Origin of the sequence: Cellulosimicrobium protaetiae, assembly GCF_009708005.2 — a bacterium.
Taxonomy (GTDB): domain Bacteria; phylum Actinomycetota; class Actinomycetes; order Actinomycetales; family Cellulomonadaceae; genus Cellulosimicrobium; species Cellulosimicrobium protaetiae.
Genome location: NZ_CP052757.1, coordinates 1177754 through 1193898 on the forward strand (window position 1 = coordinate 1177754; position 16145 = coordinate 1193898).

At 73.9% G+C, this 16145-nt stretch carries 15 protein-coding genes; 10 read left to right on the top strand and 5 right to left on the bottom strand.

What is annotated here, in order from left to right:
- Window positions 1-9: 9 nt before the first annotated feature.
- The gene (locus FIC82_RS05055; RefSeq protein WP_154797804.1) at window positions 10-618 is read left to right on the top strand and encodes an ECF transporter S component; all 609 of its coding nucleotides are present in this window, start codon (window positions 10-12) and stop codon (window positions 616-618) included.
- Window positions 619-625: 7 nt separating this feature from the next.
- Here FIC82_RS05055 and FIC82_RS05060 read toward each other — a convergent pair whose 3' ends face one another.
- The 3 genes from FIC82_RS05060 to FIC82_RS05070 form a co-directional block, all read right to left on the bottom strand.
- Window positions 626-883, bottom strand: coding sequence for a hypothetical protein (locus FIC82_RS05060; RefSeq protein ID WP_154797805.1), 258 nt, complete (start codon window positions 881-883; stop codon window positions 626-628).
- Between the two features lie 186 nt (window positions 884-1069).
- Window positions 1070-1357 (bottom strand): hypothetical protein, encoded by a 288-nt coding sequence (locus tag FIC82_RS05065; RefSeq protein ID WP_253691469.1) that lies wholly within the window; start codon window positions 1355-1357, stop codon window positions 1070-1072.
- Entirely contained in the window at window positions 1354-2004 is a 651-nt protein-coding gene (locus FIC82_RS05070) for a TetR/AcrR family transcriptional regulator (protein ID WP_168731501.1), read from the bottom strand. The genes FIC82_RS05065 and FIC82_RS05070 overlap by 4 nt, the downstream gene beginning before the upstream one ends.
- Before the next feature lie 153 nt (window positions 2005-2157).
- On the opposite strand from FIC82_RS05070, the gene FIC82_RS05075 reads away from it, so the two are divergent.
- Both FIC82_RS05075 and FIC82_RS05080 read left to right on the top strand, forming a co-directional pair.
- Entirely contained in the window at window positions 2158-4047 is a 1890-nt protein-coding gene (locus FIC82_RS05075) for an ABC transporter ATP-binding protein (protein ID WP_154797807.1), read from the top strand.
- Window positions 4048-4226: 179 nt separating this feature from the next.
- The gene (locus tag FIC82_RS05080; RefSeq protein ID WP_154797808.1) at window positions 4227-4826 is read left to right on the top strand and encodes a dihydrofolate reductase family protein; all 600 of its coding nucleotides are present in this window, start codon (window positions 4227-4229) and stop codon (window positions 4824-4826) included.
- A gap of 23 nt (window positions 4827-4849) precedes the next feature.
- Here the strand turns inward: FIC82_RS05080 and FIC82_RS05085 are convergent, their stop codons facing one another.
- Complete coding sequence (locus FIC82_RS05085; protein ID WP_168731502.1) at window positions 4850-5050, bottom strand: DUF2510 domain-containing protein; 201 nt, start codon at window positions 5048-5050, stop codon at window positions 4850-4852.
- 147 nt (window positions 5051-5197) lie between these two features.
- Window positions 5198-6091 (bottom strand): LLM class flavin-dependent oxidoreductase, encoded by an 894-nt coding sequence (locus FIC82_RS05090; protein ID WP_154797810.1) that lies wholly within the window; start codon window positions 6089-6091, stop codon window positions 5198-5200.
- Between the two features lie 23 nt (window positions 6092-6114).
- Here FIC82_RS05090 and FIC82_RS05095 point away from each other — a divergent pair, with 23 nt between their 5' ends.
- The 7 genes from FIC82_RS05095 (at window position 6115) to FIC82_RS05125 (ending at window position 16039) form a co-directional block, all read left to right on the top strand.
- The gene (locus tag FIC82_RS05095) at window positions 6115-6414 is read left to right on the top strand and encodes a Dabb family protein (protein ID WP_168731503.1); all 300 of its coding nucleotides are present in this window, start codon (window positions 6115-6117) and stop codon (window positions 6412-6414) included.
- Between the two features lie 5 nt (window positions 6415-6419).
- Window positions 6420-7976: a phytoene desaturase family protein gene (locus tag FIC82_RS05100; RefSeq protein WP_216609989.1), complete on the top strand. Its 1557-nt coding sequence runs from the start codon at window positions 6420-6422 to the stop codon at window positions 7974-7976.
- A 231-nt stretch (window positions 7977-8207) separates the two neighbouring features.
- Window positions 8208-9131 carry an LLM class F420-dependent oxidoreductase gene (locus tag FIC82_RS05105; RefSeq protein ID WP_216610032.1) on the top strand — a complete coding sequence of 308 codons (924 nt, stop codon included), beginning with the start codon at window positions 8208-8210 and terminating at the stop codon, window positions 9129-9131.
- Between the two features lie 664 nt (window positions 9132-9795).
- Window positions 9796-11697, top strand: coding sequence for a glycosyltransferase (locus FIC82_RS05110; RefSeq protein ID WP_154797812.1), 1902 nt, complete (start codon window positions 9796-9798; stop codon window positions 11695-11697).
- Window positions 11694-12425: an efflux RND transporter periplasmic adaptor subunit gene (locus FIC82_RS05115; RefSeq protein WP_154797813.1), complete on the top strand. Its 732-nt coding sequence runs from the start codon at window positions 11694-11696 to the stop codon at window positions 12423-12425. Before FIC82_RS05110 ends, FIC82_RS05115 begins: the two co-directional genes overlap by 4 nt.
- An 89-nt stretch (window positions 12426-12514) precedes the next feature.
- Entirely contained in the window at window positions 12515-14581 is a 2067-nt protein-coding gene (locus tag FIC82_RS05120; protein WP_154797814.1) for a glycosyl hydrolase, read from the top strand.
- Window positions 14582-14704: 123 nt separating this feature from the next.
- Entirely contained in the window at window positions 14705-16039 is a 1335-nt protein-coding gene (locus FIC82_RS05125; protein WP_154797815.1) for a uracil-xanthine permease family protein, read from the top strand.
- Window positions 16040-16145 lie beyond the last annotated feature (106 nt).

Here is a 16145-nt window from a genome sequence, read left to right on the forward strand (position 1 = left end):
GAGCCCACGATGCCCAGCACCACCCGCCGTCAGTCCCTCACGACGCGCTACCTCATGACCTGTGCCGCCATCGGTGCCGCGACGGGCGTGCTGCTGGTTCCCGCGAACTTCGTCGCGGCGGCGCTCGCGTCGACCGTGCCGGTGCTCTACTCCGCGATGCTCGGCCTGTGGATCGTCGGGCCGGTGCTCGCGCTCGCGCTCGTGCGCCGCCCCGGTGCGGCGGTGCTCACCATGCTCGTCGCGGGCGTCATCAGCTCCGCCTCGCCGCTCGGGGCGTCGTCGATCCTCACGTGCCTCATGGTCGGCGCCGCGCTCGAGGTCGCGTTCCTCGTCACGCTCTACCGCGTGTGGGCGCCGTGGCTGTTCTACGTCGCGACGTTCGTCTTCTCGGCGTTGTACACGTGGTCGGCGTTCGTCGCCTTCGACGCCGCGTCCATGGCGCCGGTCGTGCAGGTCCTCATCGTGGCCCTCATGATGGCGAGCTCGCTCGTGGGGACGTGGGCGGGGCTGCTGCTCGCCCGGCGGCTCGAGCGGGCGGGCGTCGCGCGCGGTCTCGCACCTGCGCGGCGCGTGCCGACCGACGTGGAGGCGGGCGACTCGACGGCGGCGCGGGCCTGATCCGGCCTCAGGCCCCCAGGAACGCGTTCATCGCGAGGAACGAGAACAGGATCGCTCCGCCGACGACCGCCACGGCGACGAGCCAGCCGTTCGCGCGCTCGACGGGTGGCACCGCGGGCCGCCGCGTCGAGGCGGGGTCCCGTCGTCGGGCGCCGCGCCCTGGGCGCGCGGTGAAGCGTGCGCCGCGCGCGGCCGCGCGGGCGGGGGGCTGCTCGGGGGACTGCTCAGGGTACGCAGCCTCCCGGGCGGGGGTCGGGGTCGTCACGGGTGCGCCTCCGGAGGTCTCCGGCGCCGCTGCCCGACGCCGTGGCTCCAGTCTTCCCGGCAGGCCGCCTCGGGCGCGTCGCCCGTCCGGTGGATCCTGCGGTCCACCGGGGTGCGACCTCCGGATGACACACCGCGACTGCGCGTGCACTCCGTGTCGGTGCACCCTCCCCGCTCGTCGCCCGGGTCAGCGCGGCGCGTTCTCGTGGTAGCGGGGTCGCCCGCCCCGCGCGGCACGCTGGAGGTAGCGGACCTCGCGGAGCGCGACGGCGGCGGCGACGACGAGCGGGAACCACGCCCAGACACGGCCCCGGAGCACGAGGACGAGGCACACGAGGGCCACGGCGATCCCGCCGCAGACCGTCCCGACGCTCGCCCAGCGCACTCCTGAGCGGGCGTCGTCGGCCCGCTGCCACCAGCGCCGCAGCCGGGCGCCGAGGCCAGGTCGGGGCGCCGGGCCCGGGGCGGTGCTCACGGGCGGGCCTCCCGCGCGAGCGCGACGCCCTCGATGCTGCGCACGGCCATGCGGAGCGCGTCCGCGCGCGTCGCCTCACCCTCGTCGTGCATCGCCCAGGCGTTGAAGAGCGTCCACCACAGGGTGCGGACGATCCACGTGACGGTGAGCTGGTCGTCGAACACACCGTCGGCCTGACCCCGGCGCAGGAGCTCGCGCACGGGTTCCTCCGCGACGTCGGAGTCGGCCCAGAAGTCGGACTCCTCACCGGAGAGCTCGTTGAACAGCACCAGGTACCAGGGGCCGAGGTCGAAGTACTCGAACGCGAGCCGACGCAACGCCGCCGTCGGTGCGCCGTCGTCGAGCCGGGCCGCGGTGATCGCGCTGTGCGTGCGTTCGACCGCCTCCGCGCCGATCGCCTCGACGAGGTCGGCGCGCTCGGGGAAGTAACGGTGCAGGGTCGTGCGTCCGACCTGGGCGGCCTGGGCGACGTCTCCGAGCGATGCCGACTTGTCTGCTCGGAGCGCCGCGACGGCAGCCTCGAGGATCGCGCGCCGGGTCCGGGCGCGCGCGCCGCTCTCCGGCGGCTGGTCTGCGGCGCGAGCGGCTGCGGGCTCGGTGCGGGGTTCTGCCGGGGAGGCGTCGCGCGCGCTGGTTCGTGCCGTCACGCGGCCCACGATATCCCTCCTCGCCGTGGAGCACCTCTTGTCACTAGTGGAACATCTATGTTCCACTATCGGCAAGAGGTGCTCCACTTCCGGATCGATCTGCCGCGTCAACTACAGTTGACACGAGAGAGGATGTCAACCATGGTTGACGCCATGTCCACGACCGACACCCCCGGCCCGCCGACCACGACGTCCGCCACGCCCGACGCCCCGAAGGGCCCGTTCCTCCCGCGGCTCAAGGTGCTCTGGGAGTTCGTCCGACCGCACCGCCGCACGCTCCTGCTCGGGCTCGTCCTGGGACTGGGCACCACCGCCGCGACGCTCGCAACCCCGATGGTCACCAAGTGGGTCCTCGACACCCTGGGGACGGGGGAGTCGCTCACCCCGGCCGTGCTCACGCTCGTCGGGCTGCTCGTCGTCGGCCTCGTGCTCGGGCTGTGGCAGTGGATCCTGCTCGGCACGCTCGCCGAGCGGGTCGTGCTCGACGCCCGCTCGTCCATGGTCCGGCGCTACTTCCGCGCACGGATCGGCGCGCTCACCGGGCGCCCGACGGGCGAGCTCGTCACGCGCGTCACCTCCGACACCGTGCTGCTGCGCGAGGCGGCGTCGTCGAGCATCGTCAACCTCGTCAACCTCGCCGTGTCGCTCGTCGGGACGATCATCCTCATGGGGGTGCTGGACATCGTGCTGCTCGGCACGACGCTCGGGGCGATCGTCGTCATCGCCGTGCTCGTGGGCGGGCTCATGCCGCGCATCGCCAAGGCGCAGGAGAAGGCGCAGGAGTCGCTCGGCAGCCTGGGCGGGACGCTGGAGGGCGGGCTCCGCGCGATCCGCACCATCAAGGCCAGCCGCGCCGAGGGGCGCCAGATCGACCGCGTGCTCGACGACGCGCAGGCCTCCGCGCGCCACAGCGTCCGGGCCGTACGGACCGAGGCGGTCGCGTGGACCATCGCGGGCGGCGGGATCCAGGCCGCGATCATCGTCATCCTCGCGCTCGGCGCGTGGCGCGTGGACCAGGGGCTGCTCGCCGTGTCGAGCCTCGTGGCGTTCCTGCTCTACGCGTTCCAGATCGTCGAGCCCGTCACGGGCCTGACCATGAACGTCACCCAGCTCCAGGCCGGCATCGCCGCCGCGGGGCGCATCAGCGAGGTCCAGGCGATCGAGCCCGAGGAGGACGACGAGGCGGCCCGGCCCAGGCAGGCGGGCCCGGCGTCGCTCGACCCGACCCGCGCGGAGGTGGGCCGACCGACGGAGGCGGGGGCGGCGTCGGGCACCGGCAGGGCCGTGGCCGGGTCGCCGCGGCTCTCCCTGCGCGGCGTCACCGCGCGCTACCTGCCCGGCGGCGAGCCCGTGGTGCGTGACCTCGACCTCGACGTGCCGCACCGCGGCCAGGTCGCGATCGTCGGGCCGTCGGGCGCGGGCAAGACCACGACGTTCTCGCTGCTGCTGCGGTTCCTCCAGCCCGAGTCCGGGCAGATCCTCCTCGACGGCGTCCCCTACGACGACCTGACGTTCGACGACGTCCGGCGCCGGTTCGCGTACGTCGAGCAGGAGACGCCCGTCGTGCCGGGCACGATCCGCGAGAACCTGCACCTCTCCGACCCGGGCGCGACCGACGAGGCCATGTGGGCGGCGCTCGCGAAGGTCCGGCTCGAGACGAAGGTGCGTTCCCTCGCCGACGGGCTCGACACGTCCCTCGTCGGGACGACCGTCTCGGGTGGCGAGCGGCAGCGCGTCGCCCTCGCGCGCGCCGTCCTGCACGCGCCTGACGTCCTGCTCCTCGACGAGGCGACCGCCCAGGTCGACGGGCTCACCGAGGCCGCGGTGCACGCCGTCATCGAGGACCTCGCGCGCGACCGCGCCGTCGTGACGATCGCCCACCGACTGTCCACGGTGATCGACGCCGACCTCATCCTCGTCATGGAGGACGGCCGCGTCCGCGCCCGCGGCACGCACGCCGAGCTGCTCGCGACCGACGAGCTCTACCGCGAGCTCGTCGCCGCCCTGCGCATCGCGACCGAGGAGGCCGCGACCCCGCGGTAGAACCGTGGTCGCGCGAGGTAGAACCGTGGTCGCGCGAGGTAGAACCGTGGTCGCGCGAGGTAGAACCGTGGTCGGCCCGCTGCCGGCGATGAGTTCCGGGTGCGCGTGCGGTCGGAGGTGGCGTCAGGTGTGGACGACGGCGGTCCCGGCTCGCGCGGACCGCGGAGGGTGAGGGTGGCATGGGGAACGTGACGTGCGACGTGGCGGTGTCGGTGGACGGGTTCTCGTCCCGGCCCGACCAGACGCTGGAGCACCCGTTCGGCGAGGGTGTGGACCTGCACCGGTGGATGTTCGAGACGGCCGACGAGAACCGCGCGGAGCTCGACGCGATCCTCGCTGCCGGCGCGTACGTCATGGGTCGCCACATGTTCAGCCCCGGTCGCGGCGAGTGGGACCTCGACTGGCGCGGGTGGTGGGGGCCGGAGCCGCCGTACCACGGGCCGGTGTTCGTGCTCACGCACCACCCGCGCGATCCGCTCGTCATGGAGGGCGGGACGACGTTCTTCTTCGTCACCGACGGCATCGAGTCCGCCGTCGCGCAGGCGCGAGAGGCGGCGGGGGAGCGCGACGTCTCGATCGCCGGGGGAGCCGCGACCATCAACCAGGCGCTCGCGGCGGGCCTCCTCGACGAGCTGCGGCTGCACGTCGTGCCGCAGGTCCTCGGGTACGGGGACCGCGTGCTCGACGGCGTCCCACCCCTCGCGCTGGAGACGGTCTCCGTCCGCGCGGCGTCGCTCGTCACGCACGTCACGTACCGGGTGCTCGGGCCGCTCGGCTGACGGGACTCGTCGCGGGGGAACTGTCAGCCGAGCACGGCGAGCAGGAGCGGCGCGGCGACGACGAGCACGACGACGACCCCGACGACGAGGACCGTGCGCCACGGCCCGGTGTCCTCCGACGCGCGGCGCGCGCGGGTGCGGTCGGTCCACTCCGCGCCGTCGTACCAGCGTTCGCTCCCCGAACCGGGTGCGTCCGCGTACCAGCCCGCCGCTGCCTTGCGCACGTCGCTCCTCGCGTCACGGTCCCGTGAGCCTCTTCGTACGGACATGTGTCACGGGACCCCCACCCCTTACACGCAGCGGGGCGTCGCGAGGTTCCCCCGGCCGCGGACGCTCGGGGGACGGCGGGTCCGGTTCGGTCTCGACGTCCTCTAGAGCTCCGCGACCTGAGCGGCGCCGTCCGTCGAGATCCGCTCGAAGACGCGCTGGTCGGCGGCGAACTGCGTGCCCGGGATGGGCCGGTGGACGACGATCTCCGTGATCCCGGCCTCCGCGTACCCGTGCGCGGTGTCGACGAACGCGTCGACCGACTCCAGCGCGGGGTCGGGCGTGAAGCCGGTGAGCAGGATCCGCTCGACCGACGCGGGGTCCCGCCCGGCGTCGGCGCACGCCCCCTCGAGCCGCGCGACCTGGTCGCGGACCGCCGCCCGCGACTCCGCCGGGGTCGCGTCGTCGCCGAGGCGCCCGTCGCCCGTCGTCACCCACGCCTGGCCGTACCGCGCGGCGAGCCGCAGCCCGCGCGGGCCCGTGGCGGCGATGGCGAACGGCACGCGGGGGGACTGGACCGGGCCCGGGATCGTCCGCGCCTCGTGCGCGCGGTAGTGGCCCTCGTCGTGCGTCACCGCGGGCTCGGTGAGCAGCCGGTCCAGGAGGACCGTGAAGTCGCGCAGGCGGTCGGCACGCTCCCGTGCGGACCACGTCTCGCCACCGAGGACCGTCGCGTCGAAGCCCGTCGTGCCGGCGCCGAGGCCGACGGTGACACGCCCGCCGGACAGGTCGTCGAGCGTCATGACGTCCTTCGCGAACGTCACCGGCTCCCGGAAGTTCGGCGACGTCACGAGCGTGCCCAGACGCACCCGCTCCGTCACGCCCGCCGCGGCGGCGAGCGTCGGGACGGCGCCGAACCACGGCCCGTCGCGGAAGGTCCGCCACGACAGGTGGTCGTACGTGTAGGCGGCGTGGAACCCGAGGTCGTCGGCGGCCCGCCACACGTCCCGGCCCTCGCGCCACGGATAGATCGGCAGGATCACGGTGCTCACGCGCATGGTCGCCAGCCTAGGGTGGGGGAGTGATCCAGCACACCGTCGCCTTCCGCCTCGTCCACCCCGCCGACAGTGCCGAGGAGGCCGAGTTCCTCGGCACCGCGCGCCGCACGCTCACCGCGATCCCGGGCGTCCGGGACTTCACCGTCTCGCGCCAGGTGAGCGCCAAGAGCCCGCTGACGTTCCAGTTCTCCATGGTGTTCGACGACGACGCCGCGTACGCCGCGTACGACGCGCACCCGGACCACCGCGGCTTCGTCGCCGACCGGTGGGTGCCGGAGGTCGCGGAGTTCCAGGAGCTCGACCTCGTGCCGCTCCCGGGCTGATCCCCGTGACCGCCCAGCGCCACGACGTCGCGATCGTCGGCGGCGGGCACAACGCCCTCGTCGCGGCGGCGCTGCTCGCACGCGAGGGGCTCGACGTCGTCGTGCTCGAACGTCTCCCGCACGTGGGCGGAGCGGCGGTGAGCGAGCGGCCGTGGCCGGGCGTCGACGCGCGGCTCTCGCGCTACGCGTACCTCGTGAGCCTCTTCCCCGAGGCGCTCGCGGCGGACCTCGGTCTCGACCTCGAGCTGCGTTCGCGCGCGACGGCGTCGTTCACGCCGTACGACGGTCCCCGGGGCCCCGCGGGGCTGCTCGTCGAGACGGAGCCTGGCGCCGCGACGCGCGCGTCGTTCCGCGCGCTCACCGGCGGCGACGACGAGTACGCCGCGTGGCAGGAGCTGTACGCCGAGCTCGAGGGGCTCGCGCAGGTCGTCGCGCCCACGCTGCTCGAGCCGCTCCCGCGCGAGGGCGACGTGCATGCCCGGGTGCGGGCCGCCGTCGGGCAGCGGGTGTGGACGGACGTGGTGGAGCGGCCGATCGGCGAGGCGATCGAGCGACGCTTCCGGAACGACCTCGTGCGCGGCGTCGTCGCGACCGACGCGCTCATCGGGACGTTCACGTCGCTCTTCGACCCGGCGCGACCGGCCAACCGGTGCTTCCTCTACCACGTCGTGGGCAACGGGACGGGGGAGTGGCGCGTGCCGGTCGGCGGGATGGGCGCGGTCACGGCCGCGCTCGAGCGTGCGGCGAGGGCCGCGGGCGCGGACGTGCGCACGGGCCACGAGGTCACGCGCGTCGTGCCCGACGGCGCGGGCGTCGGCCTCGAGGGCCGGCTCGCCTCGGGCGAGGGGTTCGCCGTCGAGGCCGACCACGTGCTGTGCGGGGCGGCGCCCGCGGTCCTCGCGCGGCTGCTCGGAGAGGAGCCTGCCGGCCCCGTGCCGCACGGCGCGCAGCTGAAGATCAACCTCCTCGTGTCCCGGCTGCCGCGGCTGCGCTCCGGGGTCGACCCGCGCGTCGCGTTCGCCGGGACGTTCCACGTCGGCGAGGAGATGTCGCGGCTCGAGGCGCTGCACCGCGACCCGGCGACAGGGCTCGGCACCGCGGGCGAGCTCTACTGCCACACGCTCACCGACCGCTCGATCCTCGGGCCGGACCTCGCGGCGTCGGACGCCCAGACCCTCACGTGGTTCGGCATCCACACGCCCGACGACGCGCTGCGCGCCCCCGGCGCCAAGGACGCCGCGTTCCGCGCGGCCGTCGCGGCGCTCGACGCGCACCTCGCCGAGCCGCTCGCCGACGTCCTCCTGCACGCCGAGGTGCGCACACCCGCCGAGATCGAGGCCGACCTCGCCATGCCGGGCGGGCACATCTTCCACGGCGACCTCGCCTGGCCGTGGCTGCCCGACGACGTGCCCGCCCACACACCCGCCGCACGCTGGGGCGTGGCGACCGACCACGAGCGCGTGCTGCTGTGCGGCAGCGGCGCACGCCGCGGCGGCGCCGTGAGCGGCCTCGGCGGCCACAGCGCCGCGCGAGCCCTCCTGGAGACCCTCTCGCCGAGGTAGAACCGTGGCGCCGCGAGATAGAACTCCAGTCCGCCGAAGTAGAACCCTGGTCATGACCACGGTTCTACTTCGGCGGACCACGGTTCTACTTCGCGTGACCGGGGTTCACCCTCGGGAGATCGGGCATCGTCCTCGCGGGCGGGCGGGCGGGCGGGCGGGCGGGCGGGCGGGCGGGCGGGCGGGCGGGCGGAGGCAAGCGGACCCGTGTGGCAGGGTGACGGCATGACCCAGATCGACCTGCGCATCTTCACCGAGCCCCAGCAGGGCGCCTCCTACGACGACCTCCTCGCGGTCGCGAAGGCCACCGAGGACCTCGGTTTCGACGCCTTCTTCCGCTCCGACCACTACCTCGTCATGGGCGACGGCGACGGCCTGCCCGGCCCGACCGACGCCTGGACGACGCTCGCGGGCCTCGCCCGCGAGACGAGCCGGATCCGGCTCGGCACGCTCGTGTCGTCGGCGACGTTCCGCCACCCCGGGGTGCTGGCGATCCAGGTCGCGCAGGTCGACCAGATGTCGGGAGGTCGCGTCGAGCTCGGGCTCGGCGCGGGCTGGTTCGCGCGCGAGCACGAGGCGTACGGCATCCCGTTCCCCGAGAAGCGGTTCGGGATCCTCGAGGAGCAGCTCGCGGTCATCACCGGGCTGTGGGAGACGCCGGTCGGCGAGACGTTCTCCTTCCGCGGCGAGCACTACACGCTCACCGACTCCCCGGCCCTGCCGAAGCCGGCGCAGGAGCGCGTCCCCGTGATCGTCGGCGGTCACGGGCCGCGGCGCACGCCGGCGCTCGCGGCCCGCTACGCGAGCGAGTTCAACGCCGCGTTCCCCGACCCGGGCGTGCTGCCCGAGCGGTTCGAGAACGTCCGCGCCGCGTGCCTCGACGCCGACCGCGACCCCGACTCGCTCGTGTACTCGGCGGCGTTCGTCGTCGCGGTCGGCAAGGACGAGGCGGAGTTCCGCCGTCGGGCCGACGCGATCGGCCGCGAGCCCGACGAGGTGCGCCGCAACGGCCTCGCCGGCACGGTGAGCGAGGTCGCGGACAAGATCGCGGCCGCCGCCGAGCAGGGCGCGACCCGGTTCTACCTCCAGGTGCTCGACCTGCACGACCTCGACCACCTCGACCTCATCGCGAGCGAGGTCGTGCCGCAGCTCCCCTGACCACCTGCCCGCGTCACGCCGACGACCCGCCGCGACGCGGGCACCGGCGGTCGAGGGAGCTCGACAGCCCGCCTCCGTGTCCACCCGTCGGACGCCGGGCGCGCCGACGTCGTGAATTCTCCGTTTCCGCGCGTGAACGCCTCGTTTCCGGCCCGTGCGCCTCTCCGCCGCGGGGAGCGCTCACCCGGCGGGGTGCGACGACGTCCGACCGGGCCGGGAACGGCACCGCACCAACGATCCGGGTCGCCACGACGGCGCAGCGCCGCGCCCCGCCCCGGACGTTCACATCCGGCAGGGCGCAGCATCGACCTCGTGACGCGCCCCTCGCGTGACCCGTGACAAGGCCGCCGCGCACCGCTACGTTCGGCGCAGACGACGAGGTGGCCCGCTGGTGCGGGCCGCCTCGACCCGTCTCGGCCCACGTTCGACCTCGGCCCGCGTTCGACCTCGGCCCGCGTTCGACCGCCCCGGTCGTACCGCACGAGTCGCTCGGCACCGCCGCACGGCAGCACCACGTCACGACACGCACCACGTCACGACGCCGACGACGTCGCCGCACCCGGGCTCTCGACGACCCCGGCGGGCCCGCCCGCCGTCGTCCGCCGTCGGCCCGCCCGCGACCCCCGGGAGCCTGTGGATCCCGTCGAGAGCCGGAGGACACGCGATGGCCGTCTCCGAGTTCGACCGCCTGGTCGTCACGCCCCGCCGCACTCAGCACGCGCGGCCCGCGCCGATCGGCCCGAGGGCCGACGCCGACCGCCCCGCCGGCCCGCCGCGCGACGAGAACTCCGCCGCGCGCTCGCCGTCGCTCGTCATGATCATGCTGCTCGCGACGCTCGGCGTCGTCGCGTACGCGGTGTTCCTGCTCAACCCCGCCAACCGCGGGGACGCCCTGCCGTACGTCATGGTCATCACGGCCGAGTCGGTGCTCGTCGCCCAGGCCCTGCTGGCGATGTGGACGGTGCTGTCGAGCGGCCACGACCCGCGCGGGTTCTCCTTCCACCACGCGAAGGACCGCCTGTTCGACGTCCCCGAGATCATCCGCGACGGCGCCGAGGACGACCCGACGCGCTGGAACCTCTACCTGCACGACCGCCCCGTCACGGTCGACGTCCTCATCACCACGTACGGCGAGGACCTCGACACCATCGCGCGCACGGTGCGGGCCGCCGTCGCGATCCGCGGCACGCACCGCACCTGGGTGCTCGACGACGGGCGCTCCGACGACGTCCGCGACCTCGCCGCGCAGCTCGGCGCCCGGTACGTGCGGCGCCTGTCGAGCAACGGCGCGAAGGCCGGCAACGTCAACCACGCGCTCGCGATCGCGAAGGGCGACTACTTCGTCATCCTCGACGCCGACTTCGTCGCCAAGCCCGACTTCCTCGTCGAGACCGTGCCCTTCTTCGTCAAGGACGACGTCGCGTTCGTCCAGACCCCGCAGACGTACGGCAACCTCGACAACCTCATCTCGCGCGGCGCCGGGTACATGCAGGCCGTGTTCTACCGGTTCGTGCAGCCGGGCCGGAACCGCTTCAACGCCGCGTTCTGCGTCGGCACCAACGTGATCTTCCGCCGGGCCGCGATCGACGACATCGGCGGCATGCACACCGACTCCAAGTCCGAGGACGTGTGGACGTCGCTCATGCTCCACGAGCGCGGCTGGAAGACCGTCTACATCCCCACGACGCTCGCGGTGGGCGACACCCCCGAGACCGTCGAGGCCTACACCAAGCAGCAGCTGCGCTGGGCCACCGGCGGGTTCGAGATCCTCCTCCAGCACAACCCGCTCAGCCCGCGCCGCACCCTCACGCTCGACCAGCGGCTCCAGTACACCGTCACCGCGACGCACTACCTCGCGGGCATCGCACCGCTCGTGCTGCTGCTCGTCCCGCCGCTGCAGATCTACCTCGACCTCACGCCCATGAACCTCACCATCTCGTGGGGCACGTGGCTGCTCTACTACGCCGGGTTCTACGTCCTGCAGATCGCCATCGCGTTCTTCACGCTCGGGTCGTTCCGGTGGGAGGTGCTCATGCTCGCGTCCGTGTCGTTCCCCATCTACACCAAGGCCCTGTGGAACGCGCTGACCGGCAAGGAGCAGGCCTGGCACGTGACCGGGAGCAAGGGCAGGGTCACGTCGCCGTTCAACTACATGATCCCGCAGGTGCTGTTCTTCGCGTTCCTGCTCGTGACGTCGGTGGTGGGGGTCTGGAAGGAGTGGGGCGACCCGATGCCGAGCCTCGCGCTCGCGTGGAACGTCACGAACACGGTGATCCTCGGGGCGTTCGTCGTGACGGCTCTCCGGGAGTCGCGGGCGGCTCGGCTGGTCGTCCAGGAGGGTGGGCGTTCCGTCCGGCCACCCCACCTCGCCACCTCGCGGTCGGCTCACCCGGAGTCGTCTCCGGCCTCGTGGTCGGCCCGACCGGCGTCGTCGGTCGTCGACGGGGCGTTGTCGGCGCAGCTCGGCGTCGAGGTGACGGTCGGCGCCCCGACGCGGGCCGGGCGGCGGAGGGCGCGCCGTGACGAGAGCTCGTCGACGTCTGGACCTACCGGAGGTGTCGCATGACCTGGTCGAACCGGATCCGACTCGTGGGCGGGCTGCTCGTGGTCGTGCTCGTGTGCGCGGCGCTCACGCTCGTCATGAACCGGCGCCTCGGGCAGGCGACGAGCACGACCGCGACGATCCGCGCGGAGGTGCTCGACGTCGGCAGCGACTACGCGGGGACCGTCACCGCGGCGGAGGTCGCCGAGGGGGACGAGGTCGCCGCGGGCGACCCGCTGTTCACCGTGAGCAGCCTGACGCTCCAGCACGACATCGCGCTCGGCCTCGTCAGCGCCGACACCTCCGCGTACCAGGTGGCACCCGACGGGACCATCACGCTCGTCGCGCCCTACGACGCCGTGGTCACCCACGTCGCGGCCCGCGAGGGAGGGTTCGTCCAGGCGGGCGAGGTCGTCGCGTCGCTCGAGCGGGAGGGGTCGCTGTTCGTCGACGCCCGCCTCACTCTCGACCCGAGCGACTTCGCGCGCGTGCGTCAGGGCGCGGAGGTCACGGTCGTCCTGCCGAACCAGGCGGAGGTCGTGGGCGAGGTCGCGTCGGTCGCGGTGCAGAACACCGCCAACCAGGCGGAGGCCACGGTCGAGGTCACGAGCGACGCGCTCGTGCGCGGCGCGGAGCACGGTCTCGTCGCCTCGGGCACGCCCGTCACGGCGAGCATCGAGCTGCATGACGACGGCCCGCTCGCCGGGGTCGACGAGTCGTTCGGCGCGTTCCTCCGCAAGGTGGGGCTGTGACGCCCCGCCGGGGTCGACCCGTGCGTCGCGAGGTCGACCTCCCGAAGGTCCATCTCGGTCGTACGGGCCGATCTCGCGGCTGGACAGCCGTGGCGGTGCTCGCGACGGCGACCCTCGTCGCCGGGTGCGGGTTGTTCGAGTCGGATGCGGCGCCCGGGCCGACCGGTGCACCCGGGGCGGGCTCCTCCGTCGGGCACCCCGCCGCGGACCTGACGGGCGCGGCGCCCGACGTGGACCCGTCGATCCTGCCGCAGGAGTCGGTCGCGCCGATGCCCGCGGCGCGGCTCGCCGACGGGCTCGTCCCGCCGACCAACCGGTGGTTCTCGGGGCTCGTGTTCGGCGACGAGCCGCTGCCCGTGTTCCCCGTGCCGCTCGCGTTCGGCGTGACCGACGGGGGGTTCGCGTTCGGCCTGCCCGACGTCGAGATCACCGAGCAGTCGATCCTCGGCCCGTTCGTGCCGCAGGTCGGCGTGGACGTCGGGGCGGCGACGGTCGTCGTCACCGCCTACGACACGACGTCCGTCACGCTCGACCTGCTCGACGGCGGGGGCACCGCCCTCGGCACGGTGACCCTCGTGGAGGGGTCGCCCGTGCTGCGGTACACCGCGGCGACCGACCAGTCGGCGGCGCTCGCCGTCGCGTTCGACGCGGTGGACGGGCTCCTCGCGGCCGAGGCGGGCGGGCGCGAGTACGTGCTGGTCGGGGCCGAGGACGCGCTGTCCGACGACGGCCGGTCGCTCGACCTCTCCGCGGGCGACTCCGTCGCGTGGTTCCCCGTGCCCGACGACGCCCCGGACGGCGCCGTCGCGACGCTCGCCGAGGCGGCCGCGCACCCCGTGACGGGCACGACGCTCGCCTACGGCGTGGCCGACGACGCCGTGACCACGGCCATCACCTACGAGACCGGCGGCGACGCGCCGGGGTCGGGGACCGTCGTCGTGCGCCTGCCGCACCAGGGGGAGAGCGACGGCGCGACGTGCGACCTGGGGACCTACGCGACCGTGCGCGGGACCGTCGACGTCTGCACGGCGAGCACTCTCGCGTGGACGAGCCCCGCCGTCGAACCCGCCGGGGCGCTCGACGTCACCGGGCTGGGCGAGGAGGAGAAGACCGAGCTCGCCGACCAGGTGCGGGCCGACGCGTCCGCGCTCGAGCCGCGGCCGTCGGACACGTACTTCGGCGGCAAGGCGCTCGCGCGCGACGCGAACCTGCTCTCGCTGGCCGAGCAGCTCGGGCTCGACGACGTCGCGACGCCGCTGCGCGAGGACCTCGCCGCCGCGCTGCGCGAGTGGGCCGGGCCCGCGGGGTGCGAGGAGAGCGACGCGCGGTGCTTCGTCTACGACCCCGAGGTGCGCAGCGTCGTCGGCAGGACGCCGTCGTTCGGCTCGGACGAGCTCAACGACCACCACTTCCACTACGGGTACTTCCTCTACGCCGCGGGCGCGGTGGCGGCCGGCGACCCGGCGCTCGCGGCCGACCTCGCGCCCGTGCTCGACCTGCTCGCGGCGGACGTCGCGGCGGGCGCGAGCAGCGGCGACTTCCCGGCCCTGCGCGTGTTCGACGCGTACGCGGGCCACTCGTGGGCGTCCGGGTACGCACCGTTCGCGGACGGCAACAACCAGGAGTCCGCGTCCGAGGCGGTGTCCGCGTGGAACGGGCTCGCGCTGTGGGCGCAGGCGTCGGGGGACGCGACGCTCGAGACGCAGGCGCGCTGGCTGCTGTCCGCCGAGGCGGCGTCGGCGCGCGCGTACTGGACCGACTTCGACCGCGACGACCCCGCCCTCGACGGGTTCGGGCACACCGTGACGTCGCTCGTGTGGGGCGGCAAGCGCGACTGGGCCACGTGGTTCAGCGCCGAGCCGAGCGCGATGCTCGGCATCCTCGTCCTGCCGATGCAGCCCGTCGCCGGGTACCTCGCGGGCGACCCGGAGCGCGTCCGGGCCAACCTCGACGAGGCGCTCGGCGGCCCGCGCGACGACCCCGCGTCGTGGGACGTGATGTTCGGCGACCAGCTCCTCATGTACGCGGCGCTCGCCGGCCCGGACGACGCCGCGGCAGCACTGGACGTCGCCCGGGCCCTGCCGGACGAACGCGTCGACGACGGCAACACCCGCAGCTACCTCCTCGCATGGCTCCTGGTGCACGCGACGGCGTAGCACCGCCTCCCGCCGAACCCGGGTCGTCGCCGGGCTCGTCGATCTGGGTGCGACAACCCCTGGTTCGGCGGGGCACTACCCTGCTCCGGGGGTCTTCACACGAACTTCACGGACGGGAGAGACATGAGCGCCATCGGGTGGCGGTTGCACGGGAACGGGAAGACGGTGGCGCCGGGGGACGTCGTCGACCCGGACGAGCGGCTGACCTGGCCGCGGACCATCGGGATCGGCATGCAGCACGTCGTCGCCATGTTCGGCGCGACGTTCCTCGTGCCGCTCCTCACCGGGTTCTCGCCCGCGACCACGCTGTTCTTCTCCGCGATCGGCACCGTCGGGTTCCTGCTCATCACGCGCAACCGGCTCCCCAGCTACCTCGGGTCGAGCTTCGCGTTCATCGCGCCGATCGGGGCCGCGACGGCGTCGCAGGGCCAGTCCGTCGCCGTCGGCGGCATCCTCGTCACCGGGCTCGTGCTCGCCGCGGTCGGCCTGCTCGTGCACGTCGCGGGCGCGCGGTGGATCGACGTCGTCATGCCGCCGATCGTCACGGGCACGATCGTCGCGCTCATCGGTCTCAACCTCGCCCCGGCGGCGTGGGGGAACTTCCAGCAGGCGCCGGTCACGGCCGTCGTGACGCTGACCGCGATCATCCTCGTGAGCGTCCTGTTCAAGGGCATCATCGGGCGCCTGTCGATCCTCGTCGGCGTGATCGTCGGGTATGTCGTCGCGGTCCTCCAGGGGGAGGTGACGTTCGACGAGGTCCGCCGCGCCGACTGGATCGGGTTCCCCGAGTTCGTCACCCCGACGTTCGACGTCGCCGTGCTCGGCCTGTTCGTCCCGGTCGTGCTCGTGCTCATCGCGGAGAACGTGGGGCACGTGAAGTCGGTCGCCGCGATGACCGGCAAGAACCTCGACGACCTCACCGGTCGCGCGCTCTTCGCGGACGGCCTCGCGACGACGCTCGCGGGCGTCGGCGGAGGGTCCGGCACGACGACGTACGCCGAGAACATCGGCGTCATGGCCGCGACCCGTGTCTACTCGACCGCGGCGTACTGGGTCGCGGCGGCCACCGCCCTCGTGCTCTCGCTCTCGCCGAAGTTCGGCGCGCTCATCGCGACGATCCCCGCCGGGGTCCTCGGCGGCGCGGCGACGATGCTCTACGGCATGATCGGCATCCTCGGCGCTCGCATCTGGGTGCAGAACAAGGTCGACTTCTCCGACCCGGTGAACCTCACGACCGCGGCCGTGCCGCTCGTCATCGGCATCGCGAACTTCACCTGGGCGGTCGGCGACCTCACGTTCGAGGGCATCGCGCTCGGCACCGCCGCGGCGCTCGTGATCTACCACCTCATGCGGAACATCGCGCGGTGGCGCGGCACGACCCAGGAGCCCGCCAGCCCGGCGTCGGCCCCCGGCGGCGACGAGCCGATCGTCCCCGACGCGACCGAGGACGCCCGCTGACGGAGCCCCCACCTGACGTCGAACCCGGGATCGCTCGCGCTGCCCGGGCCGAGGGCTCGGCGCCGGCCCGGGGTCTCTCCCCAGGACGAGGCGCACGTGAGGAACG